Annotated in this window: 20 protein-coding genes and 1 tRNA gene; 9 read left to right on the top strand and 12 right to left on the bottom strand. The window is 71.8% G+C overall.

The genetic code is table 11. The features are described from left to right. Positions 1 to 123 precede the first annotated feature (123 nt). From FBY22_RS11410 to FBY22_RS11400, 3 genes are all read left to right on the top strand, one after another. A complete protein-coding gene (locus FBY22_RS11410; RefSeq protein ID WP_142144689.1) occupies positions 124 to 861 on the top strand; it encodes a TetR/AcrR family transcriptional regulator in 738 nt (245 codons plus the stop codon). A 471-nt stretch (positions 862 to 1,332) separates the two neighbouring features. Next, positions 1,333 to 2,454, top strand: coding sequence for a PP2C family protein-serine/threonine phosphatase (locus tag FBY22_RS11405; protein ID WP_142144687.1), 1,122 nt, complete (start codon positions 1,333 to 1,335; stop codon positions 2,452 to 2,454). A gap of 199 nt (positions 2,455 to 2,653) precedes the next feature. Continuing rightward, positions 2,654 to 4,843, top strand: a complete 2,190-nt coding sequence (locus FBY22_RS11400; protein ID WP_142144685.1) for an MMPL family transporter — start codon at positions 2,654 to 2,656, stop codon at positions 4,841 to 4,843. Between the two features lie 206 nt (positions 4,844 to 5,049). Here the strand turns inward: FBY22_RS11400 and FBY22_RS11395 are convergent. Next, positions 5,050 to 5,123 (bottom strand) — tRNA-Pro (locus FBY22_RS11395). 101 nt (positions 5,124 to 5,224) lie between these two features. On the opposite strand from FBY22_RS11395, the gene FBY22_RS11390 reads away from it, so the two are divergent. Both FBY22_RS11390 and cobF read left to right on the top strand, forming a co-directional pair. After that, positions 5,225 to 5,740 carry a DUF309 domain-containing protein gene (locus tag FBY22_RS11390; RefSeq protein ID WP_142144683.1) on the top strand — a complete coding sequence of 172 codons (516 nt, stop codon included), beginning with the start codon at positions 5,225 to 5,227 and terminating at the stop codon, positions 5,738 to 5,740. Between the two features lie 92 nt (positions 5,741 to 5,832). Further along, entirely contained in the window at positions 5,833 to 6,609 is a 777-nt protein-coding gene (cobF, locus tag FBY22_RS11385) for a precorrin-6A synthase (deacetylating) (protein ID WP_160159867.1), read from the top strand. 375 nt (positions 6,610 to 6,984) lie between these two features. On the opposite strand, the gene FBY22_RS11380 is transcribed toward cobF, so the two are convergent. The 5 genes from FBY22_RS11380 to FBY22_RS11360 all read right to left on the bottom strand — a co-directional run bounded on the left by FBY22_RS11380 (position 6,985) and on the right by FBY22_RS11360 (position 9,343). Beyond that, positions 6,985 to 7,731 (bottom strand): cobalt-precorrin-6A reductase, encoded by a 747-nt coding sequence (locus tag FBY22_RS11380; protein ID WP_142144678.1) that lies wholly within the window; start codon positions 7,729 to 7,731, stop codon positions 6,985 to 6,987. 142 nt (positions 7,732 to 7,873) lie between these two features. Next, complete coding sequence (ykgO, locus tag FBY22_RS11375) at positions 7,874 to 7,996, bottom strand: type B 50S ribosomal protein L36 (protein WP_142144676.1); 123 nt, start codon at positions 7,994 to 7,996, stop codon at positions 7,874 to 7,876. Continuing rightward, positions 7,993 to 8,253 carry a type B 50S ribosomal protein L31 gene (locus tag FBY22_RS11370; protein WP_142144675.1) on the bottom strand — a complete coding sequence of 87 codons (261 nt, stop codon included), beginning with the start codon at positions 8,251 to 8,253 and terminating at the stop codon, positions 7,993 to 7,995. Before FBY22_RS11370 ends, ykgO begins: the two co-directional genes overlap by 4 nt. 44 nt (positions 8,254 to 8,297) lie before the next feature. After that, a complete protein-coding gene (gene rpmG / locus FBY22_RS11365; protein WP_142144673.1) occupies positions 8,298 to 8,462 on the bottom strand; it encodes a 50S ribosomal protein L33 in 165 nt (54 codons plus the stop codon). Positions 8,463 to 8,569: 107 nt separating this feature from the next. Beyond that, positions 8,570 to 9,343 (bottom strand): sulfite exporter TauE/SafE family protein, encoded by a 774-nt coding sequence (locus tag FBY22_RS11360; RefSeq protein WP_142144671.1) that lies wholly within the window; start codon positions 9,341 to 9,343, stop codon positions 8,570 to 8,572. 92 nt (positions 9,344 to 9,435) lie between these two features. Here FBY22_RS11360 and FBY22_RS11355 point away from each other — a divergent pair, with 92 nt between their 5' ends. From FBY22_RS11355 to FBY22_RS11340, 4 genes are all read left to right on the top strand, one after another. Continuing rightward, complete coding sequence (locus FBY22_RS11355) at positions 9,436 to 10,254, top strand: alpha/beta fold hydrolase (protein WP_142144669.1); 819 nt, start codon at positions 9,436 to 9,438, stop codon at positions 10,252 to 10,254. A 134-nt stretch (positions 10,255 to 10,388) separates the two neighbouring features. Continuing rightward, entirely contained in the window at positions 10,389 to 10,871 is a 483-nt protein-coding gene (locus FBY22_RS11350) for a Dps family protein (RefSeq protein ID WP_142144667.1), read from the top strand. 109 nt (positions 10,872 to 10,980) lie between these two features. After that, positions 10,981 to 11,313, top strand: a complete 333-nt coding sequence (locus FBY22_RS11345) for a DUF3140 domain-containing protein (protein WP_142144665.1) — start codon at positions 10,981 to 10,983, stop codon at positions 11,311 to 11,313. A 10-nt stretch (positions 11,314 to 11,323) separates the two neighbouring features. Then, positions 11,324 to 11,971, top strand: a complete 648-nt coding sequence (locus FBY22_RS11340) for an endonuclease (protein ID WP_142144663.1) — start codon at positions 11,324 to 11,326, stop codon at positions 11,969 to 11,971. Positions 11,972 to 12,003: 32 nt separating this feature from the next. Here FBY22_RS11340 and FBY22_RS11335 read toward each other — a convergent pair whose 3' ends face one another. Genes FBY22_RS11335 through FBY22_RS11310 form a run of 6 tightly spaced genes read right to left on the bottom strand, consistent with a single transcriptional unit; the run spans position 12,004 to position 18,207 of the window. Beyond that, positions 12,004 to 12,693: an SDR family NAD(P)-dependent oxidoreductase gene (locus FBY22_RS11335; protein ID WP_142144661.1), complete on the bottom strand. Its 690-nt coding sequence runs from the start codon at positions 12,691 to 12,693 to the stop codon at positions 12,004 to 12,006. Beyond that, positions 12,690 to 13,565 (bottom strand): cupin domain-containing protein, encoded by an 876-nt coding sequence (locus FBY22_RS11330; RefSeq protein WP_142144659.1) that lies wholly within the window; start codon positions 13,563 to 13,565, stop codon positions 12,690 to 12,692. The genes FBY22_RS11335 and FBY22_RS11330 overlap by 4 nt, the downstream gene beginning before the upstream one ends. Next, positions 13,562 to 14,914 (bottom strand): amidohydrolase family protein, encoded by a 1,353-nt coding sequence (locus FBY22_RS11325; RefSeq protein WP_142144658.1) that lies wholly within the window; start codon positions 14,912 to 14,914, stop codon positions 13,562 to 13,564. Before FBY22_RS11325 ends, FBY22_RS11330 begins: the two co-directional genes overlap by 4 nt. Positions 14,915 to 14,936: 22 nt before the next feature. After that, positions 14,937 to 15,917, bottom strand: a complete 981-nt coding sequence (locus FBY22_RS11320) for an alpha-ketoacid dehydrogenase subunit beta (protein WP_142144656.1) — start codon at positions 15,915 to 15,917, stop codon at positions 14,937 to 14,939. Further along, positions 15,905 to 16,882, bottom strand: coding sequence for a thiamine pyrophosphate-dependent dehydrogenase E1 component subunit alpha (locus FBY22_RS11315; protein ID WP_142144654.1), 978 nt, complete (start codon positions 16,880 to 16,882; stop codon positions 15,905 to 15,907). Before FBY22_RS11315 ends, FBY22_RS11320 begins: the two co-directional genes overlap by 13 nt. Then, positions 16,882 to 18,207, bottom strand: a complete 1,326-nt coding sequence (locus FBY22_RS11310) for a Xaa-Pro peptidase family protein (RefSeq protein ID WP_142144652.1) — start codon at positions 18,205 to 18,207, stop codon at positions 16,882 to 16,884. Before FBY22_RS11310 ends, FBY22_RS11315 begins: the two co-directional genes overlap by 1 nt. Positions 18,208 to 18,236: the final 29 nt, after the last annotated feature.

Raw genomic sequence — 18,236 nt, 5'->3', positions numbered from 1 at the left:
CTAGCCCGCACGGACGACCGGGGCATCTCGGGCGATCATTCCGGGCCCGCGCGTGTGACGGTGCGGACGTTTACGTCGTACGCTCACCGCGAGGTGTTTGCCGGGCGGTGAGGAGACAGGACGATGGTCAGATCCACCGGGTCCGATCCGGCCCGGCGGGCCAGCGACCGCGGCCGGTACGGGCGGCTGAGCCGGGAACGCGTGCTTGCCAGCGCGCTGGAACTGGTGGACCGGGAGGGCCTGTCGGCGCTGAGCATGCGGCGGCTGGGCGCCGAGCTCGGCGTGGAGGCGATGGCCCTGTACCGGTACGCGGCCGGCAAGGACGCCCTGCTGGACGGGCTGGTGGAGGCTCTGTACCTGGAGCTGGCGGAACGACTGGACGCCGGTCCCGACGCGGACGCCGATGCCGCCCCATGGCGCACCGAACTCCATCGCGTCGCCCGCATCACGTACGAGGTGTGCATGGCGCATCCCCACGTGGTCCCCTTGCTCACCACGCGCATGCTGGCGGTGCCACTGGCCCGTCGCCCGCTTGCCGTACTGAAGGACCACGAGCGGGTGCTCGACCTGCTGCGGCGGGCGGGCCTCGACGACGCCGGTACTGCCGACCTCTTCCGGGCCTTCACCGCCTGGCTGCTCGGGTACGTGTCCGTCGAGCTGCGGCCGATGGTCGACAACCCCGACGAGGAGGACCCGGCGTTCCGCCTCGGTCTGCACCGCATGCCGCCCCAGGACCTGCCGGGACTGCGGCGGACCGCCCCGGCGCTCACCGAACGGGGCGGAGCCGAAGGACTGGCCGTCGGGCTGGACGCCCTGCTCGACCGGTTCACGCAGGACGCGCGGGAGCAGGCCTCCCCGTGACAGGCCGGACGGCCCGCACCGAAAGCTGCGGGTCGCCGACGGGGACGGGCCGGATGAGACGGGCCGGACGGTCGCGGCGACCGCGTACCGGTCGGACGCGGTGGCGAGGCCGAACCGGGCGCGCCGGGTGCCTGCCGCGCTGGAGAGGACGCCCCCCATCACGCACGACCTGCTGCCGGTGAAGAGCACTCCCCGGCTCCCCGGGGCGACGGTCAGCGGCCGGCCGCCCGTGATCATCCCGCCGACGCCCGGCCCACCGCCGGGGACCGCCGCGGTGGGCGTTTTGCACGTGGTACAGCGCGATGTCCCCGCCGCCGCCGTGCGCGTTGTACGCACCCGGCTGGGCGGCGGTCGGCAGGGCTCGGTGCGGCAGGAGCCGTACGGTCCGGCCGGGCGGCTTCCGCCCAGCGGGTTAATTCCGCCCGACCTGACCTAACGTACGAAGAGATCGCCATTCGCCCGGGAGCCCCCATGACCGGTAGCCGTCGCAAGAGATCCGCCGACGCCGTCGATGCCATCGAGCCGCCGGCCAATATCGACGTGGTGGCCGGTGTGGTGGCGGTGACGGTGCTGGTGGAGGTGCTCAGCAACCTGTCCGGGTCCGAGGTGTGGCTGCTCGGGCTGCTGGTGTTCCTGCCGGGTACGGCCTCGGCGCTGTGCACGGTGGTGCAGACCGCGTTCGTCGCCGCATGGACCGCGCTGGCCGTCACCGCGACGGTGGTGCTGCGGGCCCCCCTGGACGGGCACTGGCTCGACCGTGTGCTGCTCGTCCTGTTCACCCTCGCCCTGGGCGGGATCTCGGTCTACGCCTGTCACCGCCGCGTGGGACGCGAGCGCGAGATGCTGCGGCTGCGTTCCACCGCCGCCGCCATGCAGCGGCACATCCTGCATCCCCTGCCCCTGGTCACCGACGACGTCCTGGTCAACGGCGTCTACGAACCCGTCCAGGAGGACCGCCTGGTGGGCGGGGACATCTACGACGTCGTCGCCTCGCCCTTCGGCACGCGGGTGCTGATCGGCGACGTGCAGGGCAAGGGCCTGGCCGCCGTCGGCGCCGCGTTCGCCGTCATCGGCGCGTTCCGCGAGGCCGCCCACCGCGAACCGACCCTCACCGCCCTCGTGGACGCCCTGGACGCCGCCGTCGTACGCCACAACTCCTATGCCGAGCAGACCGGTGAGGACGAGCGGTTCGTCACCGCCCTCATCCTCGGCATCGACACGGAGGAGGAGGCGCAGGTCGTCAACTGCGGGCATGTCCCGCCCCTGCTGATGCACGACGGGCTCGTCACCACGCCGCCGCTCGACACCGGCGTCCCCCTCGGCCTCGCCGAACTCGCCGTGGAACCGGCCACCGTCGACTGGTTCGACTTCCGTTCCGGCTCCACCCTGTTGCTGACCACCGACGGCCTGACGGAGACCCGGGCCGACGACGGCACCTTCTACCCGCTGGACGAGCGCCTGTCGAAGCACCTCGGCCTCTCCCCCACCGAACTGCCCCGCGCCCTGTACGAGGACGCCCTCGCGTTCACCGGCGACGACCGCAGACAGGACGACATCGCCATCCTCACCGTCCGCCGCGCGACCCACCTCTGAACGGACGCCCGCTCGAACGACGCTCGACTTCCGCAGGGCACCCGACACCGTTGGTCATGAGCATCACTAGGCTTGGTACCTGAGACAACCATTCGGTCGTCCCGACGGGAGGAGTGCCCCGAGGGCCGGCCGAGGTCGCCGATGCCAGGGTCCGCTCCCCGGGCTGCGGTGATCTTCCTGACCAGGAGGACCCTCCCGCATGTTCCGACGTATTGGCAATGTCGTCGTCCGACATCCCGTCTGGACGATCGTGGCATGGCTGATCGCCGCGGCGGCGATCGTCGCCACCGCTCCGAGCCTGCCGTCCAGCAGTGACGAGAGCAGCTTTCTGCCGAAGAGTTACGAGTCGATCAAAGCCGCGGACCTCCAGGCGAAGGCGTTCCCCAGCGCCTTCACGCCGTCCGCGATCGCGCTGTACCAGCGCACCGACGGCGGGAAGCTGACCGCCGCCGACCAGCAGCACGTCGTCCGGATCACCAAGGAACTGGGCGACAAGCACATCGACCAGGTGCAGAAGGTCGTCCCCGGCCGGCCGTCCCAGGACGGCCGGTACACCATGACCCTGGTCCAGATGGACAGCAAGAACGCCGGCCAGCCCAAACAGGCCGACGCCGCCAAGGTGTTGCGCGACGACGTCAAGCAACTGGTCAAGGGAACCGACCTGGAGGTCAAGCTGGGCGGCTCCGCCGCGCAGGCACTCGACCAACAGGACTCGTCCAAGCGCGGCGAGGCACTGATCGGCATCGGCACCTTCGTGATCATTCTGGTGACGCTGCTGATCATCTTCCGGGCGCCGATCCTGGCCGTCCTGCCGCTGTTCCTGATCGGCCTGGTGTCCGCCATCGCCAACGGGCTGATCGCCTACGCCACCAAGCTGTTCGACCTCCAGGCCAACAGCTCCATCTCGTCGATCCTGATCGTCGTGCTGTTCGGCGTGGGCACGGACTACTTCCTGTTCCTGATGTTCCGCTACCGCGAACGGCTGCGGGGCGGCGACGAACCGAAACAGGCCATGATCAACGCGGTCGCGCGGGTCGGTGAGGCCATCGCCTCGGCCGCCGGCGCGGTCATCATCGCCTTCTTCGCGCTGGTGCTGTCGACGCTGGGCTTCCTCAAGCAGATGGGCCCGGCGCTCGCCATCGCGGTCAGCGTCACCCTGCTCGCCGCCCTGACCCTGATCCCGGCGGTGGTCTCGCTGATCGGGCCCAAGGTGTTCTGGCCGTCGAAGTCCTGGCAGCGCGAACCGGAGAACGCCCGGTTCGCCGCACTGGGGCGCGGGGTGGAACGCCGTCCGGCACTGACCGCCGCGGTCTCCGGTCTCGTCCTGGTCGCGCTGTCGCTCGGCACGCTCGGCTTCAACGCCACGTTCGACCTGGCCGCGGGCTCCATGCCCAAGACCAAGGAGTCCATGGTCGTCCAGGACGAGATGCAGAAGGCGTACTCGGCGGGCGCAGCCGCCCCCACCGACGTCTATCTCTCCAGCACCGACGGCAAGCCGCTGGACAAGGGTGCCTTCGACGCCTACGCCAGGAAGCTCGGCGCCGTGGACGGCGTGGCGAACGCCCGGATGACACAGGTGAACAAGGCCGGCACCACCGCGGACTTCACCGTCACGCTCAAGTACGAGGCCTCCACGGACAAGGCGCTGGACGCGGTGGGCAAGGTGCGCGACGTCGCCCACGCCGACGCTCCGGACGGCACGAAGGCCCTGGTCGGCGGCATGTCCTCGATCTACAAGGACATCGACGCGGCGGTCACCCACGACTACCGCACGGTCTTCCCCGTCGCCGCCCTGCTGATCATGGTGATCCTGGGTCTGCTGCTGCGCAGCGTGGTCGCTCCCTGGTACCTGATCGCCTCCGTCGGCCTCGGCTTCGGCGCCACGCTCGGCGCCACGGTGTGGATCTTCCAGGAGGCGCAGGGCAAGTCGGGGCTGATGTTCATGCTCCCGGTGATCATGTACCTCTTCGTGGTCGCCATCGGCACGGACTACAACATCCTGATGATCGCCCGGCTGCGGGAGGAGGCCCGCGAGGGCCGGGAACCGCGCGAAGCCGCCGGTATGGCGCTCCGGCACGCCGGTCCCACCGTGGCCGCGGCCGGCTTCATCCTGGCGGCCACGTTCGCCACGATGATGCTGGCGGGCAACGCGCTGCTCACGGAGATGGGCTTCGCGGTCTCCTTCGGTATCGCGGTCGCCGCCTTCGTGATGGCGATGTTCTTCACGCCGAGCCTCACCGCGCTCATCGGCCACGCGGCGTGGTGGCCCGGTCACGCGGACCGGGCGGAGCCGGCGGCGGTCTCCGGCGCCGGGCACCCCGACGCGCTGCCGGTTTCCGGTGACAGCCGGGACGCGATCGGCCAGGACTCGGCGGGGCGGCGCGGCTAGCGTGCCGCCCACCGGCTGACACGGCCTCAGGACACGGCCCCGGCCAGGGCCGGGCATCACCCGCGCGGTGGTGCCCGGCCGGGCTCGTCGTCGGCGTGCTCACGGGCCCCGGCCGTACAGGTTCTCGGTCGCTCCCGTCCGCAACACGACGAAGCCCCCGAACCCATGGGTTCGGGGGCTTTCGATGTCCTGCGACATCGTGACCGTCGGGACGACAGGATTTGAACCTGCGACCCCTTGACCCCCAGTCAAGTGCGCTACCAAGCTGCGCCACGTCCCGGTGCGCTTCCCGCGGTGAACCGCGTGATCGCGCGAACAGCACTTTACCTCACGTGTGGGGGCGGGGCCGAAAGGGGGCACCGGGCGCGCGACAATCGGCGTATGGGCAGCACATCCTCAGGAGAGCCGGTGGACGCGCGGGACCGGGACGGCGAGGGCCGGGCACGCAACGCCCGGCCGAGGGACGGACTCGGGCGGCCGCTGCCCTACGGCGCGGCCGGTGTGGCCCGGCAGCCGGAGGGGGTCGTGCGCACGCCGGAGGAGACCGTCGCCGAGGCGCAGACGCTGCTGGCCGAGGGCAAGCCCTTCCACGCGCACGAGGTCTTCGAGGACGCCTGGAAGTCGGGTCCCGCGGAGGAGCGGGAACTGTGGCGCGGCCTCGCCCAGCTCGCCGTCGGCCTCACCCACTCGGCCCGCGGGAACGCCACGGGCGGCGCCCGGCTGCTGCGGCGGGGAGCCGGCGCCGTGTCGGCCTGGGCGGCGGACACGGAGCGCCGGCAGCCCTACGGGATGGATCTGACGGGGCTGTCCGCCTGGGCGCGGGAGCTTGCGGAGGTGGTGGAGCGGGGCGGGGAGACCGTCGACGCGGCGGAGCGGGCGCCCCGGCTTCGGACGTAGGAGGACGCCTCCCGGCGCACCGTGAGCCGTTCCCCCCCAGCCGGCCCGGACGCGGTGTCCGGGCTGCCGGTGGCGTGCGGCAGACTCGGGGGGTGCGAAAGATTCATGTCATCGGTATCGGCGCGGGCGACCCCGACCAGCTCACCCTGCGGGCGGTCAAGGCGCTGCGGAGCACGGACGTGTTCTTCGTCCTGGACAAGGGCGAGGTGAAGAGCGACCTCACCGGGCTCCGTCGGGACATGCTCGACACGCACATGCCCGAGGGGGCGTCGTACCGGATCGTCGAGGCCCGCGACCCGGAGCGGGACCGTGGGGCGGGCGGTGCGGCCTACTCCCCCGCCGTCGGGGACTGGCGCAGCGCCCGGGCCGGCATCTACGAGCGCCTGATCGCCGAGGAACTGGGCGACGGACAGAGCGGCGCGTTCCTGGTCTGGGGCGACCCGGCGCTCTACGACAGCACGATCGCCATCCTGGAGGAGGTCCTGGAGCGCGGCGCCGTGGCCTTCGAGTACGACGTCGTGCCGGGCATCAGCAGTGTCTCGGCGCTCGTCGCCCGGCACCGCACGGGCCTGAACCGGGTCGCCCGCCCCGTCCAGATCACCACCGGGCGGCGGCTCTGTGAGGGTTTCCCGGAGGGCGTGGACGACGTGGTGGTGATGCTCGACGCCCACCAGGCCTTCCGGCGGTACGCGGACCAGGACATCGACATCTACTGGGGCGCGTACATCGGCACCCCCGACGAGATCCTCGTCTCCGGTCCGATCGACGAGGCCGCTCCGCGGATCGAGCGGCTGCGGGCCGAGGCGCGCGAGCGCAAGGGCTGGATCATGGACACGTACCTGCTGCGGCGCCACCCCGGGCAACGGTAGTCCTGGGCGCCACCTCGGGCAACGGTAGTCCTGGGCGCCACCCCGGGGAACGGTAGTCCGGAGGGCCGTCCGGACGACGGTGCTCGGGGCCGTCCGGACTGCGGTGTCCGGCGCTATCCGGGGGGCGCCCGCACGCGCCGGTAGCCCACCGGTCGGTGTGATCGTGACCTCGTGACAGTGCCCGAGGACCTCGCGCCGTCCGCCGCGCGCGCAGCCGCCCGTTGTGGACCGGGGCCGGCGCGACGTCGTCCTCGTGCCGATCTTGTCGGGGCCGCCGTCCTCGGCGCGGCCTGGGGGAACTGGCGGGAGGAGCGGGTACAGCCGGAGCTCGCGTCGAGCGGCACGGGCTGAGCGCCGAGCGGTTCCGGCGCCGGGTCACGGCGTGTCGAGGTCCAGCCACTCCAGCACCTGCGCCACGTCCCTCGCCACACTCACTCCCTCGGGCAGCGGCGGGCGGGTCACCATCACGACCGGCAGACGCAGCCGGCGGGCCGCCGTCAGCTTGGCGGCCGTGGCCCGTCCGCCGCTGTCCTTGGTCACCAGGACGTCGATCAGGTACTCGCGCAGCAGGGTCAGTTCGTCGGTCACGGTGAACGGGCCGCGGGCCAGCAGGACTTCGGTGTGCGGGGGCATGGGGGGTTCGGGGGGATCGACCGAGCGCACCACGAAGTGACGGTCCGCCAGATGGGCGAAGCGGGCCAGACCCATACGTCCCGTGGTCAGGAAGACCCGGGGTCCGAACCGCGGCAGCAGGTCCGCCGCCTCACTCAGGGACGCGACCGTGTGCCAGCGGTCCTCGGGGCCGGGCCGCCAGCCGGGCCGGCGCAGCACGACGGCCCGTACGCCGGCCGTCGCGGCCGCTTGTGCCGCGTGGGCGGTGATCGCCTCGGCGAAGGGGTGGGTGGCGTCGACCAGCGCGTCCACGCGCTGCTCGCGCAGCCAGTCGGCCAGTCCCTCGGCACCGCCGAAGCCTCCGACGCGTACGTCCCCCGCCAGCGCCCCCGGCCGCGTCACGCGCCCCGCGAGAGAGGTGGTGACGCGCAGGCCGGGGCGGGCCACCAGCGCGGCGGCGAGTTCACGGGCCTCGGCGGTGCCACCGAGGATCAGGACGTGCGGGGACATGGGGTGAGCCTACGAGGCCCTCGGCCGCGAGCGGCGACCGGCGTCTCGGCGGGCCCGGAGACGGGGGAGCCGGCGCGGCAGCCTGCGGAACGACGTGCAGGGCGGCCCCAGGCGGAGCCGCCCTGCGTGTTCTGTGCCGCCGTCAGCCCTGGCGGGCCTTGAAGCGGGGGTCCTTCTTGTTGATCACGAAGACCGTGCCGCGCCTGCGGACCACCTGGGCGCCGGGCTTGGCCTTCAGCGAGCGCAGCGACTTGCGCACCTTCATCGTGCTGCCTTCCTCGTGCGGCCGTAGCGGCGCTCGAAGCGCTCGACTCGGCCGGCGGTGTCCAGGACCCGCTGGTTGCCGGTGTAGAAGGGGTGGCTGGCCGAGGAGATCTCGACGTCTATCAGCGGGTAGGTGTTGCCGTCCTGCCACTCGATCGTGCGCGGCGAGTCGGCGGTCGAGCGGGTCAGGAACGCGACGTCCGCGGCGCGGTCACGGAAGACGACGAGCCGGGAGTCGGGATGAATGCGGGGCTTCACGGGGTTTCCCTCCTTGGGAGCGGCCTGGGGCGGGCGGTCTTCGTTCAGCGGGTCTCGCGGAACTCGACGTGCTGCCCGGCGACCGGGTCGTACTTGCGCAGAACCATCCGGTCGGGCTGGTTCTGACGGTTCTTGCGGGTCACGTAGGTGACGCCGGTTCCGGCCGTCGACCTCAGCGTGACGACGGGGCGCGCCTTGCTGCGAGCCATGGGGTCCTCCCTTCGCCCACGCCACGGATCTTTGATCCGAGCATGTCAATCACATGTGGTGTAACGCGGTCCCCCCTCGCCGCATTCCCGGGTTCGGGACGGTGATTTCAGCGCAACAGGAGCTGCAGCCCGCCGACGATCGTCGCGGCGATGACCAGCTGCTCGAAGAGGCGCTGGTTGATCCGGTTCACAGCCCATTTGCCGAACAGCGCGCCGGGTACGACGAACACGGCGAGCGCGGCGTCGAGGAGCAGGGAGCGGCCGTCGATCAGGCCGAGGCCCGCACTGAAGGGCACCTTGGAGACGTTGACGATCAGGAAGAAGAACGCCGAGGTGCCGAGGAAGCCGAGCTTGCGGAAGCCCGCGGAGAGCAGGTACATCGACATCACCGGGCCGCCCGCGTTGGCGACCATGGTGGTGAAACCGCCCAGGACACCGTAGGAGCGGGCCTTCGCCCGCCCGGCCCGGCTGCTCACGGAGTCCGGCTCCTCGTCCGCTTCGGCCGTGCGCCGGCGCCAGACCGTCACCCCCGCCATCAACAGCAGGATCGCGCCGATCGACGTCCGCACGATGCCGTCGTCCGCCCACATCAGGAACAGCGTGCCGACCACCACGCCAACGGCGACCGCCGGGAACAGGCGCCACAGGGTGGGCCAGTGGGCGTGCCGGCGGTAGGTGACGACGGCGAGGACGTCGCCGACGATCAGGACCGGCAGGAGGACGCCGGTGGACGCGCGGGCGGGCAGGACCGCGGCGAAGATGGCGAGGCTCACCGTGTTGGCCCCACTCACGGCGGTCTTGGAGAAGCCTACGAGGAGGGCCGCGAAGGCCAGGGCGGCGAATTCCCAGCCGGTTGTGTGCCAGAGCGTCATCGTGTTCATGCGGGGACCGATGCTATGTGCGGACAACCGGTCCTTGTAAGCACCGTCTCGGTGGGTGGTCCTGGCGTTTTTCGGACGCAGCTGGAGGAGACATGGCCGACGCACATGAGCACGCGGTGACCGGACGTCGTGGATCGGTCCGGGCCCGTGAGTGGCCGAAGGAGCAGCCCCGGTACGTCGCTCTCGTCGCGCACGGGTACGGGGAGCACATCGGGCGGTACGAGGAGCTCGCGGGCGTGCTGGTGGGGCACGGGGCGGCCGTTTTCGGTCCGGATCACATGGGGCACGGCCGGTCGGCGGGCGAGCGGGTGCTGATCGTGGACTTCGAGGAGGTCGTCGACGACCTGCACGCAGTGGCCGAACTGGCGCGGGGGACGTACCCCGGTGTGCCGGTCGTGGTCGTCGGGCACTCCATGGGCGGGCTGATCGCGGCCCGCTACGCCCAGCGCCACGGCGACCGGCTCGCCGCGCTGGTGCTCTCGGGGCCGGTGATCGGCGCCTGGGAGCTGCCCGGGCGGCTGCTCGCCCTCGCCGAGATCCCGGACACGCCGATCAGTCCGGCCGCGCTGTCCCGGGAGCCAGCGGTCGGGGCGGCGTACGCGGCGGATCCGCTGGTGTGGCACGGGCCGATGAAGCGGCCGACGGTCGAGGCGTTCGCCCGCACCCTGGCGACCGTGGCCGAGGGCGGCGACGTCGGCCGGCTCCCCCTTCTGTGGCTGCACGGCGACGACGACCGGCTCGTACCGCTCGCCGGGAGCCGCGTCGGGATCGAGCAGCTGAGCGCCGGCCGGCACACCGAGCGGATCTACCGCGGCGCCCGGCACGAGGTCTTCCACGAGACCGACAGGGCGCGGGTGTTCGCGGATCTGACGCGGTTCCTCGACGGGGTGCTGGGCGGCCCCGAAGGCTGACCGGGACGTGGTACGTGGTGTTTGCACGGGATGCGGACGGGCACCCGGACGATGGGCCGTTGTGCGCTGCGACCTGCGAGGACGTACGCGGCACGGCTTCTTGACGACATGGACGACACGAGGAGGAGCACTCCATGGCCGTGGTGAAGAGCACGCTTCCCGAACCGGCGCGCAAGGTGACCGGGGAGGCACTCCAGGACACCCTCGTGGATCTTCTCGGGCTCTCGCTGATCGGGAAGCAGGCGCACTGGAACATCGTGGGGCCACGTTTCCGCTCGATCCACCTCCAGCTCGACGAGGTGGTGGACACCGCCCGTACCTACGCCGACACCGTGGCGGAGCGCTCCGCGGCGCTCGGCCTGCCGCCGGACGGCCGGCCGGAGACGATCGCGGCCGACTTCGGGCTGCCCGGCCCCGAGCAGGGCTGGGTGCGCGACAACGACGTCGTGCAGGTGATGGTGGAGGCGCTGGAGGCCGCGATCGGGCGGATGCGCGAGCGCATCGCCGCGACCGACGAGCCCGACCCGGTCACCCAGGACCTGCTGATCGCGATCACCGCGGACCTGGAGAAGCAGCGGTGGATGTTCGAGGCGGAGAACTTCCCGAGCGAGAAGTGACCGTCCGGGAGAACCGACCGGCAGTCGACGCCACCGACCGGACCGCAGCGGCACCGACCGGACCGCGGTGGCACCGACCGGAACACGCACGTACCGAAAGAGGCACGCGATGACCGACGCCCTCGAACTCGACGCGCTGTGGGAGGAGTTCCACCGCGTGGTGAACATGACCTCGCAGGAGCTGGCGGCCTGGCTGCGGGTGAGTGACGCCGACGAGCAGTCGGAGCCGCTGCCCGAACACGCGGGCACGCCGACCGGGGAGCACGTCCTGGCGATCCTGCAGAAGCGGCGCACCGACCTCACCGACGACGACATCCAGGTCATGCACGAGGTCGTCGACACGGTGGAGGAACAGACCGACCTGGAGAACGAGCCCGCGGCCGAGGACACCCGGCGCCGGCACCTGCTGATGACGATCGGCCACGATCCGCTCCGGCCGTGAGGCGTACGCCGTGAGCGGGCAGCGGGACGTGGTGCGGGAGCTCGTGCGGGCGCACGGGCGGACGTTCGCCGAGGAGGCGGGCATCACGCTCAGGGACACCCCGCAGCCGCTGTACCGGCTGCTGGTGCTGGCCCTGCTGCTGAGCGCCCGCATCCGCGGATCCATCGCCGTGGCCACCGCCCGGGAGCTGTACGAGACCGGGCTGCGCGACCCGCGCCGGATGGCCGGGGCAGACTGGCAGCGCCGCGTCGACGCACTGGGCCGCGGCGGCTACCGCCGCTACGACGAGCGCACCGCCACCCAACTCGGTGACGGGGCACAGCTGTTGACCGAGCGCTGGGGCGGCGACCTGCGCCGGATGCGGAAGGCGGCGGACGGCGATGTCGGTGAACTGCGCCGTCTGCTCCAGGAGGTCCCGGGGCTGGGCCCGGCCGGCGCCGACATCTTCCTGCGCGAGGTCCAGCGCGTGTGGCCCGAAGTGGCCCCCTACCTCGACCGCAAGGCCCTCGACGGCGCCGCACGGCTGGGCCTGCCAAAGGACCCCGACCGACTCGTGAAACTCGCCGGGAACACCCAACCGGCCTCTCTCGCCGCCGCGTTGGTGCGGGCGGCGCTCGACAAGGACGTGGTGGAGGACAGCCTGCGGCGCGCCGCCTGACGCGACGCCCCGCAGGCCGCCTGCCCTGCCGGTCAGCCGAGCAGCCACCCCCCGTCCACGCTCAACTCCACCGCGTTCACCGACCTGTTGCGCAGCAGGAAGTCCACCGCGTCCACGACGTCCGCCATGGTGGCGAGCCGTCCGGTCGGGGTCCGGGCGCGCAGGCCGGCCAGCACCTCCTCCGGCTTGGCCCGCCAGTAGGGGCTGTCGCCGACGACACCGGGGTGGACGGCGTTCACCCGGACCGGCGCCAGTTCCACGGCGAGGGTGTTCACCAGGCCCCGTACGCCGGCGTTGACCGTGGCCACCGTCGTGGCCCCCGGATAGGGGCGCTCCTTGGCCTGACCGCCGAAGATCACGATCGCGGAGTCGTCGGTCATGCGCGGGCGCAGGACGTGCACGACCTCGGTGTAGCCGACGAGCTTGAGCGTGACCAGGCGCAGGGCGGCGGAGATGTCGTAGTCGGTGACGCGGTTCTCGTCGCGGGAGACGCCCGCGAGGACCAGGTGGTCGACGCGGCCGACGTCGGCCAGGGCCGCGGCGATGTCCCGGGGACGGGACAGGTCGAGGGCGAGGCCGCGGGCTCCCACCTCCTTGGCGACGGCGTCGGCGCGGTCGGACTCGCGTCCGGTGAGGACGACCTCGTCGCCCCTGTCGGCCCGGACCCGGGCGAACTCGCGGCCGATGCCCGACGTGCCGCCGACGACCAGGACACTGCTCATGACTCCAGGGCCTTTCTGAGGTAGTCCCAGTCCCGGGTGAACCGGTAGGAGTGGCGCGTCGGCGGTTGCGGCGCCTGTGTCTCCAGCCAACGCAGCGCGCCCGTACCGGCGTTGGCGAAGCCGTGCACACAACCGGCGCCCGCCCAGGCGCAGTCGCCGGGCCCGAGGCGGTAGGTCTCGCCGTCGAAGACCGCCTCGGCCTCCCCTTCGAGGAAGTAGTACGTCTCCTCGAAGGGGTGGTCGTGCGTGCCGGCGACGCCGTCGGGCGCGTACCGCACCATGAACATCGTCGAGGCGACGGCGCCGAGGTCGCCGTCGACCATCATCTTGACCGTGATGCCGCTGTAGACGAGCAGTGCGGTGCGCATGCTCGCCGAGACCGCGAGGAGGTCCTGGGACTGCCGGTCCGGGTCCATCTGGGCGGGCTCGAAGTGGCCGAAGGAGCGGGTGCGGGGGTCGCGGACGTCGATGAAGGCGGGCTCGTTCGCGGGCAGTTGGGGCACTTCCTGGGTGTCGTACCCGTAGCGCGCCCGCGGGACCGGCGCCAGCATGTCCGCCCAGCGCGCGGCCGTCTCCCCGGTGCCGCGCCAGGCGTGCGGGACACCGGTCGGCAGGAGGCCGTAGTCGCCCTCCACCAGGAGGTGGGACCCCTCCGGCACGTCGAGGATCACGCTCCCGTCGAGGATGTGGAAGCTCTCCTCGTACGAGTGGACGTGTGCGGGCACCCGGCCCTCGGGCCGCAGTTCGCAGACGCCGAAGCCGGTGTGCACACTGCCGTCGTCCTCGCCGACCAGGGTCCGTCTGCGGTACCCGAGCCGGTCGTACGGCGGCTCGGGCAGGTCGGCGGCCCGGCGCACCAAGTGCCGTGTCATGCGGTCTTCCTCGCCTCCTTCGCGGCCAGCAGCCGGTCGCGGGACTCCTCGACCAGGCGCCGCGCCCGTGCCACGTCGGCCGTCAGCTTCCCGTCCCGCTTGCGGATCACGCCGTCGACGAGGACCGTCTCGACGTTGGAGACGTCGGCGCACAGCGTCACCGCGGCGGCCGCGTCGTGCACCGGGGCCATGTTCAGCGCGGTCGCGTCGAGGACGACGACGTCGGCGCGCTTGCCGGGGGTCAGGGAACCGGTGCGGTGTTCCAGTCCCGCGACGTGCGCGCCGTTGAGCGTCGCCATCTCCAGCATCCGGCGTGCCGTCAACATGGTCTCGGGCGCGGGCAGGTTGGCCTGCCAGCAGTCGGCGTTGACCCGGGCGCGCTCGGCGCCGAAGGCCGCGCGGATCTGGGTGAACATGTCGCCGGGCACGGTGGTGACGACGTCGACGCTCAAGGAGGGCCGCAGGCCGTGCTCGACCGCCTGCATCACGGGCGGCCAGCCGTGCCCCATCTGCGTCTCCACCTGCGGCGCGACGGACACCGTACCGCCGCTGTCGGCGACCATCCGCCACTCGTCCTCGTGGAGGTAGCAACAGTGGATGTAGGTGGTGTCCGGGCCGAGGAGGCCCAGGTCGTTGAGCTGCTTGACCATGCCGAAGCGGCCGGCGAGGCGGCCCATCGCCACGTGCACGGTGATCGGGATGCCCAGTTCGCGGGCGAGGGCCCATTCGGAGGTGACGACGTCGTTGACGCAGAAGCCGGGGCCGCGGGTGGCCAGGCCCATGGTGAGCAGGCCGTCGTCGGAGGAGAAGTACTTCGCGCGGACACGGCGTACGTCGTCGCCCGGGATGGCGATCTTGCTCTCGAACCAGTACTCGGCGAGGGAGGTGTTGGCGCTGCCGTAGGCGTACTGGGCGCGGATGCCGGTCTCGGCGAGCGCCTGGATCGCCGCGTCGGGGTGCTCGGGCGTGTTGTTGATGTGGGACCAGTCGACCAGGGTGGTGATGCCCGCGTTCAGGCACTCCAGGGCACCGGCCAGGTTGGCCGCGTAGACGTCCTCCGGCGTGTAGAGCGGGGCGAAGGTGTCGAGGATGTCGACGAAGTAGTCGTCGAGGGTGGCGTCCGGGGCGACGCCGCGGATCGAGGCCTCCCAGGTGTGCCGGTGGGTGTCGACGAAGCCGGGGATCACGATGCGGCCGGTCATGTCGAGCACTTCGGCGTCGGCGCTGATCTCCGGCCGCACGGCCGTGATCGTTCCGTCCTCGATGAGGACGTCACCCCGGGGCAGGTCCCCGATGTCCGGGTCCATCGAGACGACGTGCCCGGCGCGAAGGAGTATCCGATCGGTCATCGCGCTTCCTCCCATGGGGTGTTCAGTACGCGGCGAGGCCACGGACGGCCGCCACGACCTTCTGAGTGGTGGGGATGACCTGTTCCTCCAGCACGTCGGCGAAGGGCAGCGGCACGCACTCCCCCGCGATCCGGCGCACGGGCGCGTCGAGCAGGTCGAATCCCTCGTCGGCGACGACCGAGACGACGGTGGCGCCCCAGCCGCCCTGGTACGGGTTCTCCTCGACGGTGACCAGGCGCGAGGTCTTCGCGAGCGAGGCGAGCACGGCCGCGGTGTCGAGCGGGATGAGGCTGCGCAGGTCGACGACCTCGGCGTCGATGCCCTCCTCGGCGAGGCGGGCGGCCGCTTCGAGCGCCACCGGCACCATCGAGGCGAGCGCGACCAGGGTGACGTCGGCGCCCTCGCGGACGACGGCGGCCCGGCCCAGCTCGACGACGTGGTCCGGGGGCGGCGGGGCGCCCTTGCTCGCCAGCAGCCCCTTGTGCTCGAAGAACACGACCGGGTCGTCGCTGCGGATCGCCGCCGCCATCATGCCGATCACGTCCGCGGGCGTGGTCGGCGCGGCGATCTTCAGGCCGGGCACGGTCAGGGCCCAGTTCTCGGTGGCCTGCGAGTGCTGGGCGCCGAAACCGAGCCCTCCGCCGTTGGCGGTGCGCACGACGAGGGGCACGGTGACCTGACCGCCCGTCATGTAACGCACTTTCGGTATCTCGTTGGCGAGGTAGTCCCAACAACAGGCCAAGAAGTCGGAGAACATGATCTCCGCCACCGGCCGCATCCCGGTCATGGCGGCCCCCATCGCCGCGCCCACGATGGCCTGTTCGGAGATCGGCGTGTCCCACACGCGCTCGGGCCCGAACTCCTTGAGCAGCCCCACGGTCGTCTTGAACACTCCGCCGGCCTCGCCGATGTCCTCCCCGAGGCACACCACGGCCGGGTCGCGGCGCATCTCGCGTGCGATGCCCTCGGCGACCGCCTCGCGGTAGGTGATCACGTCCGCCATGCCGCACCTCCGTCCGCCCACACGTCGGTCAGCGCCTCGCGGGGATCGGGCGGCGGCGCGTTCTTCGCCGCCTCCACCGCCTTCTGTACGGCGTCCCGGGCCCGCTCGTCGGCTGCGGTGACCGTCTCCTCCTCCACCCCGAGTTCGGCCAGCCGGCCCCGGGCGAGGTCCAACGGGTCGTGCTTGAGCCAGCGTTCGACCTCCTCGGCCGGGCGGTAGGCCGCCGGGTCGGCGCGACTGTGCCCGAAGTGGCGGTAGGTCTCGGCCTCGACGATCGCGGGCCCGCCTCCCGCACGGGCCCGCTCGGCGAGGGCGCCCACCGTCTCGCGCACGGCGACGACGTCGTTGCCGTCGACGACCTCGCCGGGGATGCCGTAGGCGGGCGCCCGGTCGGCGGCCGGGCGGGCGACGGCCGTGACGTCGGCGATCGGCGTGTACTCCATGTACAGGTTGTTCTCGCAGACGAACAGCACCGGCAGCTTCCACACGGCGGCCAGGTTCAGTGCCTCGTGGAAGGCGCCGATGTTGGTGGCGCCGTCGCCGAAGAAGGCCACCGCGAGCTGCCCGGTGCCACGCAGCCGGGCCGACCAGGCGGCGCCGACCGCCATGGGGAGATGGGCGCCGACGATGGCGTAGGAGCCGAGCATGTTCCGGGACGCCTTGGTGAGGTGCATGGAGCCGCCCTTGGCCCGGCACAAGCCCGTCGCTCGGCTCATGAGTTCGGCGAGGCACTCCTCCGGTGTGGCGCCGCGGGCGAGGGCGTGGTGGTGGCCGCGGTAGGTGGCGAAGACGTAGTCGTCGTCGCGCAGGGCGGCGCTCGCGCCGACGGCGATCGCCTCGTGCCCGGCGGCGAGGTGCGTGGTGCCCTTGACCAGGCCGGACATGAACAGGTCGTGGGCGGCCTTCTCCGTGCGGCGGACGAGGGCCATCCGCTCGTACAGGGTGAGGAGTTCGGTCGCGTCCATCAGCGGTCCCGGGTGTTGAGGTGGGACTGGGACTCGCGGCGGGTGTTCAGCTCACCGCCGACCGTCCAGTACTTGCGGCCCGCGACGAGCAGTTCCTCGGCGGGGAACTTGGTGATGACCTCGCAGCCGTCGGCGGTGACGGCCAGCTCCTCCTCGATGCGGGCGGCGGACCAGCCGTCGGCGGCCGGCCAGTAGGTCTCCAGGGCGAACACCATGCCCTCTTCGAGGACTTCGGGGTGGTCGAGGGAGACCAGGCGGCTGAAGATGGGCTTCTCCCAGATCGACAGGCCCACCCCGTGGCCGTACTGGAGGGCGAAGGCGGCCGTCTCGTCGGCGAAGCCGAACTCCTCGGCGCGCGGCCAGACCTGGACGATGTCGGCGGTGGTCGCACCGGGGCGGACGAGGGCGATGGCCTCGTCCATGTACTCCCGGCACCGGACGTAGGCGTCGCGCTGGGCGCGGGAGGCGCTGCCGACGGCGAAGGTGCGGTAGTAGCAGGTGCGGTAGCCGAGGTGGCTGTGCAGGATGTCGAAGAAGGCCGGGTCGCCAGGGCGGATCAGGCGGTCGCTGTAGACGTGCGGGTGGGGTGAACAGCGTTCGCCGGAGATGGCGTTGACGCCTTCGACGTACTCGCTGCCGAGGTCGTAGAGGACCTTGCTGACGAGTCCGACGCATTCGTTCTCGCGCACTCCCGGCCTCAGATACCCGTACAGCTCCTCGTAGGCGGCGTCGACCATCGCGCAGGCCTGGGTGAGCAGGGAGATCTCGTCGCGGGTCTTGGTGCGTCGGGCCTCCAGGAAGACCTGCTGGCCGTCGACGACGTCGATGCCCTCGGCGCGCAGGGCGGCCAGGACCGGCATCTCGGCGACGTCGATGCCGAGCGGTTCGTTCGCGAGGCCGTGTTCGCGCAGTTCGGTGGCGATCTTGCGGGCCACCTCCTCGGCGATCCCGGCGTCCGGGTGGAAGGCGCCGCGCAGGGTGGAGATCCCGGCGCGGGCGCCGGTGGGCGGGCCGCCCTTGCCGTCGCTGTAGTCGAGCCATGGGTTGTAGAGCTGGTGGTGGCGGGCGGCGGAGCCGAAGTCCCAGACGACGGGTTCGCCGCCGCGCACCAGCAGGGCGAAGCGGATCAGCTTGTCCATCGCCCAGGTGCCGATGTGCGTAGCGGTCATGTAGCGGATGTTGGCGAAGTCGAAGCTGAGCACGGCGCCCAGCGAGGAGCGGTTCAGGGTCTCGTGCAGCCGGGACAGGCGCTCTTTGCGCAGCCGGTCCAGGTCGACGCGCTCTTCCCAGTCGACGGCGTTCGGGCCGTATGTGCGGATCGCCATGGCGACCACCCCCACTTCGGAGTGAACGT

Source organism: Streptomyces sp. SLBN-31 (assembly GCF_006715395.1).
Taxonomy (GTDB): Bacteria; Actinomycetota; Actinomycetes; order Streptomycetales; family Streptomycetaceae; genus Streptomyces.
Note: the sequence above shows the minus strand (reverse complement) of the source record. Positions and strands in the feature narration are given on the sequence as shown.

What these genes read in the sequence shown, in the direction of transcription:
- FBY22_RS11410 (WP_142144689.1), top strand. Translation starts at nt 124, where the DNA reads ATGGTCAGATCCACCGGGTCCGATCCGGCCCGGCGGGCCAGCGACCGC.
- FBY22_RS11405 (WP_142144687.1), top strand. Translation starts at nt 1,333, where the DNA reads ATGACCGGTAGCCGTCGCAAGAGATCCGCCGACGCCGTCGATGCCATC.
- FBY22_RS11400 (WP_142144685.1), top strand. Translation starts at nt 2,654, where the DNA reads ATGTTCCGACGTATTGGCAATGTCGTCGTCCGACATCCCGTCTGGACG.
- FBY22_RS11390 (WP_142144683.1), top strand. Translation starts at nt 5,225, where the DNA reads ATGGGCAGCACATCCTCAGGAGAGCCGGTGGACGCGCGGGACCGGGAC.
- FBY22_RS11380 (WP_142144678.1), bottom strand. Translation starts at nt 7,731, where the DNA reads ATGTCCCCGCACGTCCTGATCCTCGGTGGCACCGCCGAGGCCCGTGAA.
- ykgO (WP_142144676.1), bottom strand. Translation starts at nt 7,996, where the DNA reads ATGAAGGTGCGCAAGTCGCTGCGCTCGCTGAAGGCCAAGCCCGGCGCC.
- rpmG (WP_142144673.1), bottom strand. Translation starts at nt 8,462, where the DNA reads ATGGCTCGCAGCAAGGCGCGCCCCGTCGTCACGCTGAGGTCGACGGCC.
- FBY22_RS11360 (WP_142144671.1), bottom strand. Translation starts at nt 9,343, where the DNA reads ATGAACACGATGACGCTCTGGCACACAACCGGCTGGGAATTCGCCGCC.
- FBY22_RS11355 (WP_142144669.1), top strand. Translation starts at nt 9,436, where the DNA reads ATGGCCGACGCACATGAGCACGCGGTGACCGGACGTCGTGGATCGGTC.
- FBY22_RS11350 (WP_142144667.1), top strand. Translation starts at nt 10,389, where the DNA reads ATGGCCGTGGTGAAGAGCACGCTTCCCGAACCGGCGCGCAAGGTGACC.
- FBY22_RS11345 (WP_142144665.1), top strand. Translation starts at nt 10,981, where the DNA reads ATGACCGACGCCCTCGAACTCGACGCGCTGTGGGAGGAGTTCCACCGC.
- FBY22_RS11335 (WP_142144661.1), bottom strand. Translation starts at nt 12,693, where the DNA reads ATGAGCAGTGTCCTGGTCGTCGGCGGCACGTCGGGCATCGGCCGCGAG.
- FBY22_RS11330 (WP_142144659.1), bottom strand. Translation starts at nt 13,565, where the DNA reads ATGACACGGCACTTGGTGCGCCGGGCCGCCGACCTGCCCGAGCCGCCG.
- FBY22_RS11325 (WP_142144658.1), bottom strand. Translation starts at nt 14,914, where the DNA reads ATGACCGATCGGATACTCCTTCGCGCCGGGCACGTCGTCTCGATGGAC.
- FBY22_RS11320 (WP_142144656.1), bottom strand. Translation starts at nt 15,917, where the DNA reads ATGGCGGACGTGATCACCTACCGCGAGGCGGTCGCCGAGGGCATCGCA.
- FBY22_RS11315 (WP_142144654.1), bottom strand. Translation starts at nt 16,882, where the DNA reads ATGGACGCGACCGAACTCCTCACCCTGTACGAGCGGATGGCCCTCGTC.
- FBY22_RS11310 (WP_142144652.1), bottom strand. Translation starts at nt 18,207, where the DNA reads ATGGCGATCCGCACATACGGCCCGAACGCCGTCGACTGGGAAGAGCGC.